The organism is Microbispora catharanthi (genome assembly GCF_006334915.2).
Classification (GTDB): domain Bacteria; phylum Actinomycetota; class Actinomycetes; order Streptosporangiales; family Streptosporangiaceae; genus Microbispora; species Microbispora catharanthi.
The window spans coordinates 42,286-62,235 of record NZ_VDMA02000019.1 but is presented as its reverse complement, the minus strand read 5'-3'; the positions used below and the strand labels follow the sequence as shown (position 1 = coordinate 62,235).

13 protein-coding genes are annotated in these 19,950 nt (G+C 70.5%); 10 read left to right on the top strand and 3 right to left on the bottom strand.

All coding sequences use genetic code 11. The annotated features are described in order from the left end of the window. The first annotated feature begins 213 nt into the window (after window positions 1-213). The gene (locus FH610_RS30365; protein WP_139578450.1) at window positions 214-2,946 is read left to right on the top strand and encodes a helix-turn-helix transcriptional regulator; all 2,733 of its coding nucleotides are present in this window, start codon (window positions 214-216) and stop codon (window positions 2,944-2,946) included. Between the two features lie 62 nt (window positions 2,947-3,008). Here the strand turns inward: FH610_RS30365 and FH610_RS30360 are convergent, their stop codons facing one another. Continuing rightward, window positions 3,009-3,764, bottom strand: coding sequence for an SDR family oxidoreductase (locus FH610_RS30360; RefSeq protein ID WP_139578449.1), 756 nt, complete (start codon window positions 3,762-3,764; stop codon window positions 3,009-3,011). A gap of 455 nt (window positions 3,765-4,219) precedes the next feature. Between FH610_RS30360 and FH610_RS30355 the strand changes: the two genes are divergently transcribed. The 3 genes from FH610_RS30355 to FH610_RS30345 all read left to right on the top strand — a co-directional run bounded on the left by FH610_RS30355 (window position 4,220) and on the right by FH610_RS30345 (window position 7,018). Next, entirely contained in the window at window positions 4,220-4,975 is a 756-nt protein-coding gene (locus FH610_RS30355; protein ID WP_139578448.1) for an SDR family oxidoreductase, read from the top strand. A gap of 51 nt (window positions 4,976-5,026) precedes the next feature. Next, window positions 5,027-5,932 (top strand): SDR family oxidoreductase, encoded by a 906-nt coding sequence (locus FH610_RS30350; RefSeq protein WP_139578447.1) that lies wholly within the window; start codon window positions 5,027-5,029, stop codon window positions 5,930-5,932. A 63-nt stretch (window positions 5,933-5,995) separates the two neighbouring features. Continuing rightward, on the top strand, window positions 5,996-7,018 hold the full coding sequence (locus FH610_RS30345; RefSeq protein ID WP_139578446.1) for a DUF4331 family protein: 1,023 nt from the start codon (window positions 5,996-5,998) through the stop codon (window positions 7,016-7,018). Between the two features lie 381 nt (window positions 7,019-7,399). On the opposite strand, the gene FH610_RS30340 is transcribed toward FH610_RS30345, so the two are convergent. Continuing rightward, entirely contained in the window at window positions 7,400-7,858 is a 459-nt protein-coding gene (locus FH610_RS30340) for a hypothetical protein (protein WP_139578445.1), read from the bottom strand. 604 nt (window positions 7,859-8,462) lie between these two features. On the opposite strand from FH610_RS30340, the gene FH610_RS30335 reads away from it, so the two are divergent. From FH610_RS30335 to FH610_RS30310, 6 genes are all read left to right on the top strand, one after another. Continuing rightward, complete coding sequence (locus tag FH610_RS30335; RefSeq protein WP_205826189.1) at window positions 8,463-9,746, top strand: MFS transporter; 1,284 nt, start codon at window positions 8,463-8,465, stop codon at window positions 9,744-9,746. 116 nt (window positions 9,747-9,862) lie between these two features. After that, entirely contained in the window at window positions 9,863-13,594 is a 3,732-nt protein-coding gene (locus tag FH610_RS30330) for a nitrate reductase subunit alpha (RefSeq protein WP_240809286.1), read from the top strand. Further along, window positions 13,594-15,237, top strand: coding sequence for a nitrate reductase subunit beta (gene narH / locus FH610_RS30325; RefSeq protein WP_139578444.1), 1,644 nt, complete (start codon window positions 13,594-13,596; stop codon window positions 15,235-15,237). The genes FH610_RS30330 and narH overlap by 1 nt, the downstream gene beginning before the upstream one ends. Next, the gene (narJ, locus tag FH610_RS30320; protein ID WP_240809285.1) at window positions 15,234-15,941 is read left to right on the top strand and encodes a nitrate reductase molybdenum cofactor assembly chaperone; all 708 of its coding nucleotides are present in this window, start codon (window positions 15,234-15,236) and stop codon (window positions 15,939-15,941) included. The genes narH and narJ overlap by 4 nt, the downstream gene beginning before the upstream one ends. Beyond that, window positions 15,938-16,690, top strand: a complete 753-nt coding sequence (narI, locus tag FH610_RS30315) for a respiratory nitrate reductase subunit gamma (RefSeq protein ID WP_139578443.1) — start codon at window positions 15,938-15,940, stop codon at window positions 16,688-16,690. Before narJ ends, narI begins: the two co-directional genes overlap by 4 nt. Further along, a complete protein-coding gene (locus FH610_RS30310) occupies window positions 16,687-18,318 on the top strand; it encodes a nitronate monooxygenase (RefSeq protein WP_240809284.1) in 1,632 nt (543 codons plus the stop codon). Before narI ends, FH610_RS30310 begins: the two co-directional genes overlap by 4 nt. Here FH610_RS30310 and FH610_RS30305 read toward each other — a convergent pair. Further along, a complete protein-coding gene (locus FH610_RS30305; RefSeq protein WP_205826188.1) occupies window positions 18,309-19,841 on the bottom strand; it encodes a cellulase family glycosylhydrolase in 1,533 nt (510 codons plus the stop codon). The genes FH610_RS30310 and FH610_RS30305 overlap by 10 nt on opposite strands. Window positions 19,842-19,950: the final 109 nt, after the last annotated feature.

Genomic DNA, 19,950 nt, shown 5'->3' with positions numbered 1-19,950 from the left:
CTGACCTGGGCGTTCCCGGTGCCGGCCCGGCTGAGCCGTCCGCCGGGTCGCCAGGGCAGGCAGCCGTCCGATGGTCACTTGACCTATGCCGCCGGGCCCCCGCCGTCGGTAGCGTCGGCGACGTGACGGCTCGGTGCCACGGCCACGTCACCTGCCTGATGTTCGCGGTGTTCTGCGTTCAGGTGGTCGAGGAAAGCTGGGGTGGAAGGGGCCATGCTCTACGGGCGCGACGTTGAGCTGCAGCTGTTGTCCGATCTCACTTCCCGCGGTCTGGCTGGGGCAGGTGGTGCCCTGGTGCTGCGGGGAGAGGCCGGCATCGGGAAAACCGCCCTGCTTGGCGAGGCTCGGGACGCGGCGGTCGAGCAGGGCTGGCGCGCTCTGTCGGCGGTCGGCGTGCAGTCGGAGGCGTCGATTCCCTTCGCCGGGCTGCATCAGCTGCTGCGGCCGGTCCTCGACCGTGCCTCATCCCTGATGGCCCGTCAGCGGCAGGCGCTGCTGGCGGCATTCGGGATGGCCGAGGGCGTCGCACCGGAGATGTTCTCGGTCGGACTGGCATCACTGGAGCTGATAAGCGGCCTGGCCGAAGAGTCGCCTGTCATCGTGATGATCGACGACGCCCAGTGGGTCGACAGGCCGAGCAGTGAGGTCCTCGCCTTCATCGCCAGACGGCTGGACACGGAGCGGGCGGTCATGGTGCTCGCGGTGAGTGAAGGGCATGACACCGTGCTGGACGACGCGGGCCTGCCCGAGCTGCCGCTCGCGGGGCTGGACGACGACGCGGCGACGGCACTTCTCGATGCGCGCGCGCCTGACCTCGACCACGCCGTTCGCGGCCGCCTTCTGGCCGAGGCTGCCGGCAATCCGCTGGCCTTGGTCGAGCTCGTGGCAGCGCTCAGCGAGGACAGGGGCATCTCGCGGACGCTGATGCCGTGGCTACCGACCACTCGCCGCTTGGAGCGCACGTTCCTCTCCCGTGCCTCGGGGCTGCCGGAATCGGCCAGGACCATTCTGCTGATCGCCGCGGCTGACGACGAAGGCGACCTCGCCGAGATTCTCAGGGCCGCAGAGTTCCTTGACGGGACGGCCCCCTCGGTCGGCTCCCTGGAACCTGCCGTCATGGCTGGGCTGATCGAACTGGACGGGCATGAAGTGCGCTTCCGGCATTCCCTCGTCCGTTCCGCCATCTACCAGGCGGCCACCCCGTCGAGACGACTGGCCGCGCACGCGGCGCTGGCGAGGGCGCTGGAAAACCACCAGGAACGCCGGGCATGGCACAGGGCGGCGGCCAGCCCCGGTCCAGACGACGACGTGGCGCTCGACCTCGAAGCAGCCGCCCTCATGGCACTCGACCGGGGAGCTCCGCGTGCCGCAGCCGAGGCACTGCGACGGGCAGCGCTGCTGAGCGACTCGAACACGAACCGGGGTCGCCTCCTGCTGCGTTCCGCGGAGATCAACTTCGACCTCGGCGACGCCGCGGTCGCGCGCCGGCAGCTGGCAGAGGCGAAATCCGCGAAGCTCGAGGAAGGAGAACGGCTTCGCCTCACGCTGTGGATGGAGGCCCTCAACGAGGAGAGTTGGTTCAGTCCGGAGCGGGTACGGGCCTTCGCCGACGTGGCAGACCAGCTGGCCGGCGCCGAGAGCGACGGCGCCGCGCTCGCGCTCAGGGCATTGTGGCCCCTGTCCATAGGCTGCTGGTACGGCAACCCGGCCCAGGAGACGCGTGACCTTGTCGTCAAGACGGCGCAGCGCCTCCAGAGAAGCGACAGCGACCCCATGGTCCTCTCCATTGCCGCCTGCGCGGACCCGGTGGAAGAAGCGGCGTGGGTCGTCGGCACGATGGCCGAGATCGTGCCGGAGACGGTGGACGACCCTGCCGAGCAGCACGCGCTGGGAGCCTCGATGACCGCCATATGGGCCTTCGACCTGTCCTGGCCGTTCCTGTGCGCGGCCGTCGACGGCCTTCGCCTGCAAGGTCGCCTCGGACTGCTCGGTGAAGCCCTGGCGTCCCAGGCGTGGGCGGCGATACACCTTGGCAAGCACCGGCTGGCGGCGACCGCGGCGGACGAAGCCAGCCGGTTGTCCCGCGACGCCGGTCGGCCCCGCTGGGCGCTGGTCGCCGACCTGGCCACGGCCACGCTGGCCAGCGAGCGCGGGGACTATGAAACCGCGAACGAGCTCATCCGGGCGACTGAGGCGGAGCTGCTGTCGGTGGGCGCTCAGTCCATTCTCGGCTTCGCCCAGTTTGCCCGGGGACGATATGCCATGGTCAACAACCTGCACAGCGATGCGTTCGAGCAGCTGGCTCGGGTCCTGGACCCGTCCGACATCGCCTATCACCCATTCGTGGGCTACCTGGGGATCGCGGACCTGATCGAGGCGGCGGCTCGCGCCGGCCATGACGATGAAGCGGAACGCTACTTCGCACAGCTCGACGCCTTGGCCGAGAAGACGAGCGCGCCCTACCTGAAGGCCATGGCCGCCTATGCCCACCCTCTTGTCGCCCCCGACGACAAAGCCGAGCCTCTCTACCAGCGGGCCCTCAAGACCCAGCTGTCGAGCTGGCCGTTCCACAGGGCACGGCTCCTGCTGGCCTACGGCCGGTGGCTGAGGCGCCGGCGCCGCCTCATCGAGGCCCGCCCTCCGCTGCGGGCGGCCATGGAGAGCTTCGACGCGCTGGGCATCAGGGCGTTCGGCGAGGACGCGCGCGTCGAGCTTCGGGCAGCGGGCGAAGCGGTTGCCCGGCCGGCGCCTGACACCCTGGACGGACTCACCCCGCAGGAATTGCAGATAGCCAAACTGGCGGCAAGCGGGATGACCAACCGTGAGATCGGGATGCGACTCTTCCTGTCTCACCGGACCGTCGGCTATCACCTCCACCGGATCTTCCCGAAGCTCGGCATCACATCCCGCGGCCAGTTGCGCTTGGCCGATCTCGGCGGCGACTAGCCGCGCCCCCATCCGGGCGGCGCGGGGCCGGCCCCCGGCGGCCCCGCGTGCCACGTCAAGCGCTAACGGGTGGCGAAACCGCCGTTGAGGAAGACGGTCTGGCCGTTGAGCCACCATCCGTCGGTCAGTAGGAACCGGACCCACGGAACGACGTCCTCGACCTTCGTGAGCTCGCCATAGGGCGTCTGAGCCTTGGAGAAGGCATCCTCGCCGGGCGCCGCCGCGTCCCAGAAGAACGACGTGTCCATGGGGCCGGGAGCCAGGTTGTTGACCGAGACTCGGCGGCCGGCCAGCTCCTTGGACAATGCCCGCGTGAAGTGCTCCACCGGGGCCTTGCTGCCGGCGTACACGGAGTACCGGCCGGTGTAGGCGGCCAGCAGGGATGACACGAAGTTGAGGATCTTGCCGCCATCGTCTATCCGCTTGGCGGTCTCGGCCATGACGAAGAACGCGGCCTTGGCGTTGATGGCGAAGTGAGCGTCGTACTCGTCTTCGGTGACCTCGGTCATCGAGTGGCCCTTCGCAAGCCCCGCCGTGTTCACGGTGGCGTAGAGCGAGCCGTAGCGGCCGATCACCGAGTCGAGCACCCGGCGGATCTCTGCTACCGAGGTCAGATCGGCTTCGATCGCGAAAGCGTCACCTCCCGCCGCGATGCAGGCGGCCACCGTGTCCTCGGCGAGGCCTTTGTCGGAGCGGCTGTGATAGTGGACGGCCACGCCGGCCCCGGCGGCGGCGAGGTCACGTGAAATCGAGCCACCGAGGTTCTTCGCACCACCCGTGACCAGGATGGTCTTCCCCCTCAGAGCGTTGTCGGGCATGGGTCAGTCCTTTCGTTCGCGTTGCCTGGAAGGCGTTGGCCATCGTGGGCCTGCCGTGGCCGTGCGGTCTTCTGTCACACGACCTGTCGGCCGGCTCGTCGCCGCGTGAGAACGGGATTTCGGGCGTCGTCGACCCGCCGTAAGTCAGGCCGGACGCTGCACATTCGCGGCCGGCCTGGGCCGCCGGGCGAGGCAGAACATCGTTTCGCTGTCCTGCTGTCGGTTCCCGGATCAGGGACCCGACCGGTCATCTGACGGAAGAAGGCTCGGGCCCGCTCGCAACACGATGCCTGCTGTCGTTCCCCGGACCCGTGGCCGGACCGGTCGTCTGGCGGAAGAGGGCTCGGGCCCGCTCGGAACACGATGAACGCGTCTCGAGGGACCGAACGCGGCACTCGGTCGCCGGGAACCGAACGATATTCGTCCCGCACCGCGGCGACAGAGAAAGGCAAGCCATGACCGATCAGCAGGAAGTGCGCCCGGCACGTGACCGGGTGGCGGTGGTGACCGGAGGTTCCGGCGGCATAGGCCAGGCGATCTGTCAGCGTCTCGCCGACGACGGATGTGCCGTCGTGATCAACTACGCCGGACGGCCGGCCGAGGCCGAGCTGCTGGCCGAGACGATCACCGGTCGTGGCGGCCGCGCGATCTGTGTGCGAGCCGATGTCGGAGACGAGAACGACGTCGCGGCGCTGTTCGAGGCGGCCGAGTCGGCCTTCGGCGGTGTCGACGTCGTGGTCAACACAGCCGGCATCATGCTGCTCTCGCCGGTCGCCGAACTGGACCTGGCGGTGCTTGACCGCATGCACCGCATCAACATCCGAGGCACCTTCGTCGTCAGCCGGGAGGCGGCACGCCGGGTACGGTCCGGCGGTGCGATCGTCAACTTCTCCACCTCGATGGTCAAGATAGCCCTGCCCACCTACGCGGCGTACGCCGCCAGCAAAGGCGCGGTGGACGCGTTGACCCTCATCCTGGCCAAGGAGTTGCGCGGCCGGGACATCACCGTCAACGCGGTGGCCCCGGGACCGACTGCCACTCCGTTGTTCCTCGACGGAAAGGACCAGGAGGCGATCGGCCGCCTGGCCGCGATGGCGCCCCTGGAACGTCTCGGTGTCCCCGCCGATATCGCCGAGGTCGTGGCGTTCCTGGCCGGGCCGGCCCGCTGGGTCAACGGCCAGGTGCTCTACGCCAACGGCGGTGTCGTCTGAGCCGGTCACCCCAACGCAGTAACACCCGCACCCAACCGAAGGAGCAGACGAATGCCGTCCAAGAAGATCGTGATCGTCACCGGGGCGTCCAGCGGCTTCGGCGCCATGACCGTCCGAGGCCTCGCTGACGCCGGGCATGTCGTGTACGCCGGCATGCGCGACATCGCCGGCCGCAACACCGCCGCGGCCCGCGACGCATCCGAATACTCGGAGACCCACTCGGTGGACCTGCGTCCCATCGAGATGGACGTATCCAGCCAGGACTCCGTCGATGCCGCCGTCGCCGCCGTCATCGCCGAGCACGGCCGGGTCGACGTCGTCGTGCACAACGCGGGGCACATGGTCCTCGGGCCACTCGAGGCGTTCACGCCCGAGCAGCTGGCCGGCGTCTACGACACGAACGCCGTCTCCACGCAGCGGCTCAACCGGGCAGTGCTGCCCCACCTGCGCAGCCAGGGGGACGGGCTGGTGGTCTGGGTCGGTTCCAGCAGCACCAGGGGCGGCACTCCGCCATACCTCGGCCCGTACTTCGCGGCCAAGGCGGCCGAGGACTCCCTCGCCGTCTCCTATGCGGCCGAGCTCGCCCGGTTCGGGATCGACACCGTCATCATCGTCCCCGGCTCGTTCACCACCGGCACGAACCACTTCGCGAACGCCGGCCACCCGGCCAGCCCGGAAGTGGCGGAAGCCTACGAGGGCCTCTACGGCGGCCTGATGGACCAGGTCGCCGGGAAACTCGCCGACCTGGCCCCCGCCGACGCCGATCCGGCCGAGGTGGCGCGGGCCATCGTCCGGGTGGTCGACACACCCAAGGGCCGGCGACCGTTCCGGGTGCACATCGACCCGGCCGACGACGGCGCCGAAACCGTCAACCGGGTCGGCGACCTCGTGCGGCGCGAGTTCTACCGGCGGGTCGAGCTGGAAGACCTGCTCAGCCCCGCGCTGCCGGCCGACTGAACGCGCCGGCCCAGGCCCGCTTCAGCCTGCAGGACAACCACAACGTGACCGGAAGGACGTTTCGTGTCTCACCATCTCGATACGCCGCTGGCGGCGCAGAACGGCCAGCTGTTCATCGACGACCTGTACGTGTTCCCGGGAGAGGGCAGCACGGTGTTCGTCATGGACGTCAACTCCGATATCACTGGCGTCTACGCGCAGCCGGGCTTCCACCCGGAGGCTCGTTATGAGTTCAAGGTGCATTTCGACGGCGCCGCGTTCGAGGACCTGACCTACCGGCTCTCGTTCGGCGAGCCCGGCCCGGACGGACAGCAGGCGCTGCGACTGCATGCGCTGACCGGTCCCGACGCGCGGGAGGACTCGGCGGCCGGGGACCTGGTGCTGGAGGGCCGGACCGGGCAGCCGGCCGCCGGGGGCGGCGTGCGGGTCTGGGCCGGTCGGGCCGTCGACTCGTTCTACATCGACCTGTCGCTGCTGGCCATCGTCAACGGCGCAGTGGCGAAGGGGATCGCGGCCGACCTGTCGAAGTGGCGGCCTGAGGCCGCGCGGAACAGCTTCGCCGGCACGACGGTGGAGTCGATCGTGCTGGAGGTCCCGCACACGGACGCGCGGCTGCGGCCCGGTGCCCGGGTGGGGGTGTGGTGCGCCACCAAGCTCGCCACCGACGCCGGCGGCTGGCGGCAGGTCAACCGCGCCGGGTACCCGATGATGTGGCCGATCTTCTGGCCCGGCGACACCGACTTCTCCAACCCCGCCAACACCCGCCATCCGTCACAGGACTTCGCCGCCGACGGCGGGCACATCGCCGGCCTGGTCGCCGCCGTCGCCGGGGCCGCAGGCACCTCTGACGACCCTCGCGGCTACGGCGAGATCGTGGCCCGCGAGTTGTTCCCCGACGTTCTGCCATACGTGGTCGGCACGCCCGCGACGTTCAGCTTCGCGGCGCGCAACGGGCGGACGATGGCCGACAACGCGCCCGAGGTCATGATGTCCCTCGTCACCGGGACGGCCGTGCCCTCGGGCCTCACGCAGAGCGTGGCCGGCGGCCAGCGCAGCAGCGCCTTCCCCTACGTCATCCCGGCATAACCCGTCGTCCCCCTCGACGCCGACCGTGCCTGCGGGGCTAGCCGGCATCGCGGCGCTGCCCGCCGGGGGAGGGCGGCGCAGCCGTTCCTGGTCGGCCGAGCCGGCCGGGCGGGCAGTGCGCAGCGGCAGGTAGATCAAGCTGTGCGGGGAGCGGGCGGCCAACCCCCCAAGCCATCGGGAGCACCACGGCTGCTCGCTTGTCCACGCTGAGCTCCGCGCCGAGCCGGCCCTCGTACAGCATCGCGTGCTGCAGGGCCCGGGCCGGCCGGACCACGCGGTACTCGCAGGCAGTGGAGTCGATGGTCTCGACCGTCAGGGCACCCGAACGCACGAAACAGATATGCGGATTCCGGGGGTGCGTTTCGTAGAGGTTCGGCCTCCTCACGTGGTGCCCCTGTACAGGGTGGCGAGGCTCCCGCACATGAAATTCGACGAGCCGATCCACAGGATCGTGAAGCGATAGCCGTTGCTTCTCCTGATGACGGCGTCGGCGCAGAAATCGGGACGGATCTCGTCAGGTGCGAGCCCTGTGGTGACCTCGAACGGCAGCCTTCTCAGCAGCCAGCAGACTCCGCTGTCGACCAGCGCGTCCAGGTCCCCGCGGACGACGGCGACCATGCCGATCGACCATGGGGTGTTGTCGTGGTGATACACCCCGATCGCCAAGTGGTCGGTCTCATAGGCGCACTCCGCCGCGTCGTTGACCGCGTTCACCCTGGTGATGAACCGCTCGAGCCCGCCACGGAACTCCTTGAACTCCTGGGAGCGCCCTTCGGGGATGAAACCGAGGGCATCCTCGGCCAGGCCCGCGATGCTGACGCAGGGGTTCTGAGTGATCACACTGACCCCGTCCGCCGATGGGAAATCGGGGAGTTGGGACCTCGTGATGGGCCCCGGAGCGGGGCAGACCGGGCCCTTGGGTTTCTTGGACGTCTTCGGCTGCTGAACCTGCCCCTTCTCGGTTTCCGCGGCGTTCGAGCCTCCCCCGAAATCCTCGTCCAGACATGCTGTGGCGAAAAGGGAAAGCGACAGGAGAACGATCAGAAACCTGTGTGTCACGGAACGACCAGCGGCGAACGCTGAAATGCGAGATCGACGATGCATCGGGCTTCCCTCACCAATGTCTGGTACTGACCCCGGCCTGCTTACCGCCGTCACATCTTCATTCAGATCGACCGGCGGATCGACATTCCGGTTCGCTCAGCGGACCGCCGTCGGCCTGATCTTCGTTTGGCCGGCAGCCGGTGAGTGACCGTTCGGGCCGGGTCAGCGGCCGCGACCCCGATCCTCGTGACCGGTCGGCGGAGGTGAGGGGTGACGCGGGGCCCTCGCAGAGAGGTCCAAGGTCCCTGTCTCACTGATCTACCGGCCGGAGACGCTGTGTGAGCTCAGCGGTGACGCTTTCGATCGCCGCGTCCGGAGCGGATACACAGTGGAGGCAACCATGAGTGCGGGGGACGCGCCGGCCGTACAGCCGGACGCCCGAGCGGCCGGCGGGCGTCCGGCGCTGATGCTGACCTTGGCCACGGTCGGCTTCGCGATCAACTTCTGGGCCTGGGCGCTGCTCAGCCCGCTGGCGCCGAAGTTCAAGGAGGCCCTGCACCTGAGCCCCTTCCAGCAGGCGCTGGTGGTGGCGGTGCCGGTGGTGGTCGGGTCGCTCGGCCGCATCCCGGTCGGTGCGCTGACGGACCGGTACGGCGGCCGCGTCATGTTCCCGCTGGTGTCGCTGGCCACCGTCGTTCCGGTGCTCTACCTGGGGCTGGCGGGGCAGACATCGCTGGCAGGACTGCTGGCCGGAGGCTTCTTCCTCGGCGTCGGCGGCACGGCCTTCGCGATCGGCGTGCCGTTCGTCAACGCCTGGTTCCCGCCCACGCGGCGCGGCCTGGCCGTGGGCGTGTTCGGCGCGGGCATGGGCGGCACCGCGATCAGCGCGTTGACCACGGTCAAGCTGGCCGACGCGGGCGGCACCGCGACCCCGTTCGCGGTCACCGCCGCCGTGCTCGTCGCGTACGCGGTGGTGGCGGTCCTGCTGCTGCGGGACGCGCCGGACCGGGTGGTGCCGGCGGAGTCGCTGGCGCACCGGCTCGCGGCCACGCTGCGGCTGCGGGTGACCTGGCAGGCCTCGGCGCTGTACGCGGTGGCGTTTGGCGGATATGTGGCGTTCTCGGTCTATCTGCCGGCCTACCTCAAGACCGCGTACGGATTGGCTCAGGCCGACGCCTCCGATCGGATGGCCGGGTTCGTGCTGCTGGCGGTGCTGATGCGCCCGGTCGGCGGATGGCTGTCCGACCGGATCGCACCGGCCAGGGTGCTCGCCGGTTCGCTGCTCGTCGTCGTGGCCGGCGCCGCGGTCCAGGCGTTCACACCCGCGCTTGCGCCCCTCGGCACGGTCGCGTTCCTGTCCATGGCCGCCGCGCTCGGCGCCGGCAGCGGCGCGACGTTCGCCCTGGTGGCGCTGCTCGCACCGGCGAACAAGGTCGGCTCGGTCACCGGGATCGTGGGCGCAGCGGGCGGCCTCGGCGGTTTCGTGCCGCCACTGCTGATGGGCTTCATCTACGGCCGGTACGGCACCTACGCCCTGGGGTTGGCGCTGCTGGCCCTGGTCGCGCTGGCCGCCCTGCTGCTGGACACCACCGCCGTCGCCCGGACGGCCCGCCGTGCCGTCGGGTCGCGTCTCCTCGTTCCCGAAACGGCTGCCGCCGAGCCCACAGGTCATCGCGGGACTTAAGTCCCGTCCGACCGGGACGGCCGGCACCTGCCGTGCCACCCCGCGTCGGAGGAACCTGGCATACGCGGCGCGCCGCGCGTCGCATCGATCTGCTTCCATCGAAGGAGTGCACCGCCGTGTCACCACGCCCGCCCCAGGACGCCGCCGGTTCTCCCGCCACGGACTCGGTGCCCGGTGCGGCGCCGCTGCTGGCCGCGCGTCGTTTCCTGACGAAGGAAACGGTCGGTGACGGTGGCCGGACCCTGCACCAGATCGACCCGAACACCTGGGAGACGTTCTACCGCGACCGGTGGCGTTACGACCGGGTGGTCCGGTCGACGCACGGCGTCAACTGCACCGGCTCGTGCTCCTGGAACGTGTTCGTCAAAGACGACCTCATCACGTGGGAGCACCAGGCCACGGACTACCCGACGACGGGTCCGGACGCGCCGGACTACGAGCCGCGCGGCTGCCCGCGCGGCGCGTCGTTCTCCTGGTACGAATACTCGCCGTCCCGTGTGCGGCACCCGTACGTGCGCGGGGTGCTGGCCGAGATGTTCCGCGCGTCGCTGAGGCGCCTCGGCGACCCGGTGCTCGCCTGGGCCGACATCGTCGAGAACCCGATGAAGGCACGCGCGTACAAGAGCCAGCGGGGCCGCGGCGGCTTCGTGCGCGCCTCATGGGACGAGGCGATCACCATGACGGCCGCCGCCCACGTCTACACGACGAAGACGTACGGGCCGGACCGCGTCGTGGGGTTCTCCCCGATCCCGGCGATGTCGATGGCGTCGTTCGCCGCAGGCACCCGATATCACGCGCTGCTGGGCGGCACCCTGCTGAGCTTCTACGACTGGTACGCCGACCTGCCGGTCGCGTCCCCGCAGATTTGGGGTGACCAGACCGACGTGCCCGAGGCGGGCGACTGGTGGAACTCCACCTACCTGATGATGTGGGGCTCCAACATTCCGGTGACCCGGACCCCGGACGCGCACTTCCTCGCGGAGGCCCGCTACCGGGGCACCAAGGTCGTCGCGGTGAGCCCCGACTACGCCGACAACGTGAAGTTCGCCGACGACTGGCTCGCGCCGCACCCCGGCACCGACGGCGCCCTGGCGATGGCCATGGGTCACGTCATCCTCACCGAGTTCTTCCGCGACCGTCAGGTGCCCTACTTCACCGACTACGTCCGCCGTTACACCGACCTGCCGTTCCTCGTCACGCTCCGGCGGCGTGACAACGGCGCCTGGACGCCCGACCGCTTCCTCACCGCACAGGACCTCGGCGGCGGCGAGGACGACGACCAGGACGAGTACGGTCCGGACGCGGCGCACAAGACAGTGCTCGTCGACGAGCGTACGGGCGAGCCGGTCGTGCCGAACGGCTCGCTCGGGTTCCGCTACGGCGAGCGGGACGCCGGCCGGTGGAACCTCGACCTCGGCGAGGTCGTGCCCGCACTCGGTCTGCTCGGGCTCACCGGCGACGCCGTCGAGGTCGAGCTGGCCCGGTTCGACGTCGGCAACACCGAAGGCGGCGCCACGATGCTCCGGGGCGTACCGGTCACGCGGATGGGCGGCCACCTCGTCACGACCGTGTTCGACCTGCTCATGGCGCAGTACGGTGTGCGCCGCGGCGACCTGCCGGGCAGCTGGCCGACCGGGTACGACGACGCCGGCGAGCCCGACACCCCCGCCTGGCAGGAGCAGATCACCGGGGTTCCCGCCGCGCTCGCCGCCCGGATCGCCCGCGAGTTCGCACGCAACGCCGAACGCAGCCGGGGCCGCTCCCTGATCGTCCTCGGCGCCGGCGCCAACCAGTGGTTCCACTCCGACATGACGTACCGCGCCTTCATCGCGCTCGTCACCCTGACCGGCTGCCAGGGCGTCAACGGCGGTGGCTGGGCGCACTACGTCGGTCAGGAGAAGGCCAGGCCGCTGACCGGCCAGCAGCACATGTCCTTCGCCTTCGACTGGCAGCGCCCGATGCGGCACCAGGCCGCCACACCGTACTGGTACCTGCACACCGACCAGTGGCGCTACGAGCGGGTGCCCGCCGACGAGCTGTCCTCGCCGCTGGGCACCGGCCGGTTCACCGGCATGACGTTCGCGGACACGATCGCCGCCGCCCAGCGGATGGGCTGGAGTCCCGGCCACCCGGCGTTCGACCGCAACCCCCTCGACCTCACCGACGAGGCGGCCGAGGCGGGTCACACCGTGCAGCGGTACATCGTGGACGAGCTCGAAGCCGGACGGCTCAAGGCGGCCGCCGAGGATCCCGACGACCCGGCGAACTTCCCCCGCTGCCTCACCCTGTGGCGGGCCAACCTGCTGGGCTCCTCGGGCAAGGGCAACGAGTACTTCATGCGGCACCTGCTCGGAGTGGACTCCCTCGCCGGCGCGCAGGAGTGCGACCCCGGCCTGCGGCCCCGCGACGTGGTCTGGCGCGACGAGGCGCCGACCGGGAAGCTGGACCTGCTCACCGCGATCGACTTCCGGATGACCAACACCGGGCTGCACGCCGACATGGTCCTGCCGGCCGCCACCTGGTATGAGAAGCACGACATCTCGACCACGGACATGCACCCGTTCGTGCACGCCTTCAGCCCGGCCGTCGAGCCGCCGGCGGACGCGCACACCGACTACGACACCTTCCTCGCCCTCGCCGACCGGTTCAGCGAGCTCGCGGCCACCCACCTCGGCGTACGCCGCGACGTCCTCGCGGTGCCGCTGCAGCACGACACACCCGACGAGCTCGCCATGCCCGGCGGCCGGGTGCGGGACTGGAAAGCGGGGGAGTGCCCGCCCCTACCCGGCGTGACGATGCCGAAGCTCGTCGAGATCGAACGCGACTACACGCTGATCGGCGCCAAGATGCGCGCGGTTGGCCCGCTGCTCGACACTCTCGGCACCACCACCAAGGCGATCACCGTCGACGTCGCCCCGGAGATCGAGTACCTCGCCCACCAGAACGGCGTCGTGACCGACGGCCCGTTCGCCGGACGCCCGTCGCTCGCGACCGCCGACCGGATGTGCGAGGCGATCCTGGCGCTGTCCGGCACCACCAACGGGCGGGTGGCGGCCGCCGGCTTCGCCGCCCTGGAACTGCGCACCGGGCAGCGGTTCGCCGACCTGATCGAGGGCCACGAGACCGACCACATCTCCTACCCGGACACCCAGGCCGCGCCGCAGCCGGTGTTCACCAGCCCCGAGTGGTCAGGATCGGAGAAGGGCGGACGCCGCTACTCGCCGTTCACCCTCAACGTCGAACGGTCGAAGCCCTGGCACACCCTCACCGGGCGGCAGCACTTCTTCGTCGAGCACGACTGGGTCGCCGAGCTCGGTGAGCAACTGCCCGCCTTCCGCCCGCCGCTGAACATGGCCCGCCACTTCGGCAAGCCCGGCGAGCTCGTCGACGGCGGCGTGACGGTCCGCTTCCTGACCCCGCACGCCAAGTGGTCGATCCACTCGATGTATCACGACAACGAACTGATGCTCGCGCTGTCCCGGGGCGGGCCGGTGATCTGGATGAGCGTCGAGGACGCCGCGAAGATCGGTGTCAGGGACAACGAGTGGATCGAGGCGCACAACCGCAACGGCGTCGTCGTCGCCCGCGCCGTCGTCAGCCACCGGATGCCCGAGGGCACGGTGTTCCAGTACCACTCGCCGGAGCGGACGGTGAACGTGCCCAAGGCCGAGAAGAACGGCCGCCGCGGCGGCTACCACAACTCGATGACCCGGCTGCTGGTCAAGCCCACCCACCTCGCGGGCGGACACGCCCAGCTCACCTACGCCTTCAACTACTACGGGCCGATCGGCAGCCAGCGCGACGAGATCACGGTGATCCGCCGCCGTTCCCAGGAAGTGGAGTACTGATGAGGATCCGCGCGCAGGTCGCGATGGTGATGAACCTCGACAAGTGCATCGGTTGTCACACCTGCTCCGTCACCTGCAAGCAGACCTGGACCAACCGCGAGGGCACCGAGTACGTGTGGTTCAACAACGTCGAGACCAAACCCGGCATCGGCTATCCCAAGCACTACGAGGATCAGGATCGCTGGCACGGCGGGTGGCGGCTCGACGGCAAGGGCCGGCTGACCCTGCGCTCCGGCGGCCGGGTGAAGCGGCTGGCACGCATCTTCGCCAACCCGGACCTGCCGTCGATCGACGACTACTACGAGCCGGTCACGTTCGACAAGGACATCCTGGTGAGCGCGCCCGGCGGCCTCTCCGACACGCCCGTCAAGCGGCCGTACTCCGCGCTGACGGGTGAGCCGACGGCCGTGGAGTGGGGAGCGAACTGGGAGGACGGCCTCGGCGGCGCGCACGAGCGGGCCGACCGCGACCCCAACATCACCCGGATGCCCGCCGAGGCCGCGGCGAAGGTCAGGTTCGAGTTCGAGAAGACCTTCATGTTCCACCTTCCGCGGATCTGCGAACACTGCCTCAACCCGGCCTGCGTGTCGGCGTGCCCGTCCGGCGCGATGTACAAGCGGGAGGAGGACGGCATCGTCCTGGTCGACCAGAACAAATGCCGGGGCTGGCGGATGTGCGTGTCGGCGTGCCCGTACAAGAAGGTGTACGTCAACCACGCCACAGGTAAGGCCGAGAAGTGCACCCTGTGTTTCCCGCGCATCGAGGCCGGCCAGCCCACCATCTGCTCCGAGACGTGCGTGGGGCGGCTGCGCTACCTCGGCATCGTCTTCTATGACGAGGACGCCGTCCTCGCCGCCGCGTCCGTGCCGGACGAGCGCGACCTGCTCGACGCCCAGCGCGGCGTCTTCCTCGACCCGCACGACCCGGCGGTGCAGCAGGCCGCCCGCGACGCCGGCATGCCGGGGGAGTGGATCGAGGCCGCGAAGCTGTCCCCGGTGTGGCGGCTGATCAGCGAGTATCGGATCGCGCTGCCGCTGCACCCGGAGTATCGGACGCTGCCGATGGTCTGGTACGTCCCGCCGTTGTCGCCTGTGCTCGACGCGGCGGGCGCCGCGGGCCGCGACGACACCGACGCCGACGACGTCTTCCACACCATCCGGGACCTGCGCATCCCGGTGGAGTACCTGGCCGAACTGTTCACCGCCGGCGACGCGGACGCCGCCGCCGGGGTCCTGATGAAGCTGGCCGCGATGCGTTCGTACATGCGGGCCCGCACCCTGGACGGCACGGTCGCACAGGGCCTCCTGGACGGCATCGGGATGACCGCCGAGCAGGTCGAGTCGATGTACCGGCTGCTCGCGATCGCCAAGTACGACGAGCGGTACGTCATCCCGGCCGCCTACAGCAAGGACGCCGCCGCCCTCGAAGCGCAGGCCGCCACGACGGGCGGCTGCTCGCTCGACTGCGAGGGCGGCCCCGGCATGGGTGGGCAGGCAGTGGGCGGATCGGGCCCGGCCGCCGTGGAGCGCTTCCACCTCGTCGGCGGCGACGACGACGTGCACGCCGGCCGGCGGGGGCTCGTGTCGCGGCGGCCCGACGGGCGGATCGGCCTGTCCGTCGACCCGTCGCGGGGGCGGTCGTGACCGCGCCGCCGACCGACGCCGCCCCGGTGACCGCGGCCGACCGGGCCCGGCTGTTCCAGCTCGCGTCGGTGCTGCTCACCTACCCGGACGCGGAACTGCTCGGCGCCCGCGACGAGCTGCGCGGCGCCGCCGGCCGGATCGAGCACCCGCGGCTGCGCGGGCAGGCCGAGGAGTTCCTCGCCTGGCTGACCGGCACCGAACCGATCGACGTGCAGCGGCACTACGTGCAGACCTTCGACCTGCGCCGCCGGTCTGGCCTCTATCTCACGTACTACCTGCACGGCGACACCCGCAAGCGGGGGATGGCGCTGCTCATCCTCAAGCGGCGCTATCGTGCCCACGGCCTGCGGCTGGCCGCCGGTGAACTGCCCGACCTGCTGCCGGTCGTGCTCGAGTTCGCCGCCACGGTCGGCCCCGGCGAAGGGGAGGCGCCGCTGCGCCAGCACCGGCGCGGCATCGAACTGCTGCGCGCCGCCCTCGCCGATCTCGGCACGCCGTACCACCTGCTCCTCGACGCCGTCACCGCCGTCCTGCCCGAGCTGACCGACGCCGACCGGGAGGCCGTGGCGGAACTGGCCCTCGACGGCCCGCCCGTCGAGTCCGTCGGCCTGGACTCCCTCGGCCCGGACCTCCTGGCCTCGGGCGGGCTCGACGGCGCCGGCCTCGCCCCCTACCCCACCTGCCCATCGACGGAGGCCCGATGAACACCGTCGTCTGGATCGTCCTGCCATACCTGTGCCTGGCGGTGTTCGTCGGCGGTCACGTGTGGCGGTGGCGCCACGACCAGTTCGGCTGGACCACGCACACCAGCCAGCTGCTGGAGAGCCGGATCCTCCGCCTGGGGTCGCCGCTGTTCCACCTCGGCGCGTTCGGGGTCATCGGCGGGCACGCCATGGGGCTGCTGGTGCCGGCCTCGGTGACCGCGGCGCTTCGGATCCCCGAGCACCTCTACCACCTGACCGCGGTCTGGGGCGGCACGCTGACCGGCGCCATGCTCGTCGCCGGGCTGGTCCTGCTCATCGCCCGCCGCTTCGCCGACAGGCGGGTCCGGCACACGACCACCCCGATGGACAAGGTGCTCTACGCCGCCCTGGCGGCCATGATCGCGCTCGGCATGACCGCCACGGTCGCCGTCAACCTGCTCGGCCACGGGTACGACTACCGGGAGACGATCGCCGTCTGGTTCCGCAGCGTGTTCTGGTTCTCCCCGCGCAGCGACCTGATGATCGGCGCGCCGCTGGTCTATCAGCTGCACGCCGTCGGCGGCTTCCTGTTCCTGGCGTTGTGGCCCTTCACCCGGCTTGTTCACGTCTGGTCGGCGCCGCTGGCCTACCTGTGGCGCCCGTACGTCGTCTACCGCGCGCGCCGCGGGCTCGTGCCGGCCACGCCGCCCGCGCCGGCCGCCGTACGCGAGACGACCCTCCGAACGGTAGGCGAGAGGAGCCACGGATGAGGTTCAGCAGAGGGATGGCGGGGGCGCTTTCGGCCGGCGCGGGCGGACACGGGGTGTCCGACGCCGATCGCCGTACCGAAGGCTTCCCGGTGGCGCGGATCGGGCTCGCAGGGGTGGCCCATCCCGTCCTGATACAGGGCGGGATGGGCGTGGGGGTGTCCGGATGGCGGCTGGCACGTGCGGTGGCGAGCGCCGGCCAGCTCGGTGTGGTGTCGGGCACGGCGCTTGACGTCACGCTGGCCCGACGGCTGCAGCAGGGGGATCCCGGAGGGCATCTGCGCCGGGCGCTGGCCCGTTTTCCGGTCCCCGAGATGGCCGAGCGGATCCTGGCCCGCTATTTCGTTCCCGGCGGGACCGGCAGCGGCAGGCCTTACCGGCCGGTGCCGCGTTTGGGACTGCGACGTAGCCAGGCCGCGGACGAACTGGCCGTGGTCGCCAACTTCGCCGAGGTCCTGCTCGCCAAGGAGGGGCACGACGGCCTGATCGGGGTCAACTACCTGGAGAAGATCCAGATGGCCACGCCGGCCGCGGTCTACGGGGCGATGCTCGCCGGGGTCGACTACGTGCTGATGGGCGCCGGCATCCCGGCGGAGATTCCACGGCTGCTCGACGATCTCGCGGCGCACCGCGCGGCGGAGATCTCGGTGACCGTGGCCGGCGGCGAGACGCCGCACACGGTCGGCCTCGACCCGGCGGCGTTGCTCGGCCCGTCGATCGCGCCTCCGGCGCGGCCCCGGCTGCTGGCGATCGTCTCCTCGCACGTCCTGGCCGCCTACCTCGCGCGCTCGGCCGCCACCAGGCCGGACGGATTCGTGATCGAGTCGCCGTCGGCGGGCGGCCACAGCGCGCCGCCGCGCGGCCGGTTGCGGCTGGACGGGGCGGGCGAACCCGTCTACGGCCCGCGCGACGAGGTGGACACCGGCAAGGTCGCGGCGCTCGGCCTGCCGTTCTGGCTCGCAGGCGGGTATGGCACGCCCGACGGGCTCGCCAGAGCCCTGGAGACGGGAGCCGCCGGGATCCAGGTCGGGTCGGCGTTCGCGCTCTGCCGGGAGTCCGGCCTGGACGACGAGCTCAGGCGGCGGCTGCTGCGCCGCGCCGCCGACGGCACACTTGAGGTCCGCAACGACCCTCACGCCTCCCCTGCCGGGTTCCCCTTCAAGGTGGCCCACATCCCCGGCACGCTGTCCGACGCCGGCGTCTACGCGGAGCGGTCCCGGCTGTGCGACCTGGGCTACCTGCGCACGCCCTATCAGAAGCCGGACGGCGGGGTCGGCTACCGCTGCCCGGCGGAACCGGTGGAGACCTACGTCCGCAAGGGCGGTCGCGCGGAGGAGACCACCGAGCGCCGGTGCCTGTGCAACGGGCTGCTCGCCGCGATCGGTCTCGGGCAGCACCGACCGGACGGTTATCCGGAACCCCCGCTGCTCACCCTCGGCCAGGACACCGGCTTCCTCGACGGGCTGCCGGACGACTACTCGGCCGCCGATGTGGTGGACCGCATCCTGAAGGGGGCGAGCGCCTCATCGACGTCCGCGTCCGCCGCATCCTGTGGATCGGCGACGGGCCCAGCCGAAGGGCGGCTGGGCCCGGGTGAATCACCTGTGGCCGGGACAGGAGATCACGCGTAGGGGTTCTGCGCCACCAGGTGGGCCTTGAATCCCTCGCCGAAGGTGCTGGTGGGAGTGCCGTTGGCGTCGGTGATGAGGACGTTGCCCGAGCTGTCGCAGATTCCCCAGGCGTTCCAGGTCCAGGCGAGGTAGCCCACACCGTTCGCGTCGGCCCAGTTCATGACCTTGTCGATGTAGTCGTGAGCGCAGGTGTTCTGGCCGATCTCGCCGGCCACCACCGGCACCTGCGCGGCGACGGCGCCGATCGTGTTGTTCCAGCAGGTGGTGTCCACGCACCCGTTGAAGTTGTAGGAGTGCCAGGAGGCCATCAGGTTGCCGGTCGGGTCCTGCGGCTTGTACTTCAGCCACTGGCTAAGGTCGTTGGTCCAGGTCAGACCGGCCGTCATGATGACGTTGGTCGCCCCGGTGGCGCGGACCGCGTCGACCAGGTCCTGCATGCCGGCGACCTGGTAGCCGATTCCGGTGCAGGTGCCGCCGTCACGCAGGCAGGTCCACGCCGCCGTGGCGTCCGACCAGTTGTTGGCCGCGTCCGGGTAGGGCTCGTTGAACAGGTCGAAGATGACGGCGTTGTCGCCCTTGAAGGCGTTCGCCACCTGGGTCCAGAACGTCGGCGCGTACTTCGCGTCGGGCATGGGCTTCTGGCAGGTCGCCGCCACATCCGAGCAGCCCGCACCCGCCCCGGTGTACTGACCGTAGTTCCAGTGCATCTCCACGATCGGAGTGATCCCGTTGGTGACAAGCAGCTTCACGTAGTCCTTGACCGCCTGCTGATAGGCCGCGCCGCTGGTCCCGCCCGAGGGCACGTCGGCGGTCCCCAGCCAGCACTCCTCGTTCAACGGCACCCGTACCACGTGGATGTTCCACGGCTTCATCGCGTCGACGGAGGCCTGATCCGCCGGGCCGTCCCACATGCCCCGGCCCTGGATGCAGGCGAACTCACCGCTGGAGCGGTTGACGCCCAGCAGCCGGTACGGCTTGCCGGCCGAAGTCACCAACGTGTTGCCCGAGACATGCAACTGCGGAGCCGGCCCGCCGGGCTGGGGGCTGGGAGACGGGGAGGGGCTCGGGGACGGGGATGGGGATGGGCTCGATTTCGGAGACGGGCTGGGGCTGGGGCTTGCGCTGGGGCTTGCGCTGGGGCTGGCGCTGGGGGACGCGCCGGTACAGGTGACGCCGTTGACGGTGAACGCGCCGGGAACCGGATTGCTCCCGCTCCACTTGCCGATGAAGCCGATCGCCACCGAGCCGTTGGAGGGGATGTTGCCGTTCCAGCTCAGGCTCTTGGCGGTGACGTGCGCGCCGGACTGCGACCAGTCGGCGTTCCAGCCGTTGCTCACGCCCTGAGCAGCCGAGGGAAAGTCGAACTCCAACGTCCAGCCGGTCAGCGAGCCGCCGAGGCTGGTGATCGCGATGTCACCCTGGAAGCCGCCCTGCCACTCGCTGACGACCTTGTACTGCACCGAGCACCCTCCGGGGGCGGCCGCGGCGGGGACGGTTATCGCGGACATGCCTGCTGCAGCCACCACTCCTGCTGCGGCTGCCGCGAATTTGACACGAAGTTGCATCGAAGCCTCCTTACTGAGAACCGGACGGCCGTCGAGAGCAGCGCTGTGGGAGAACGGTGGGTCACTT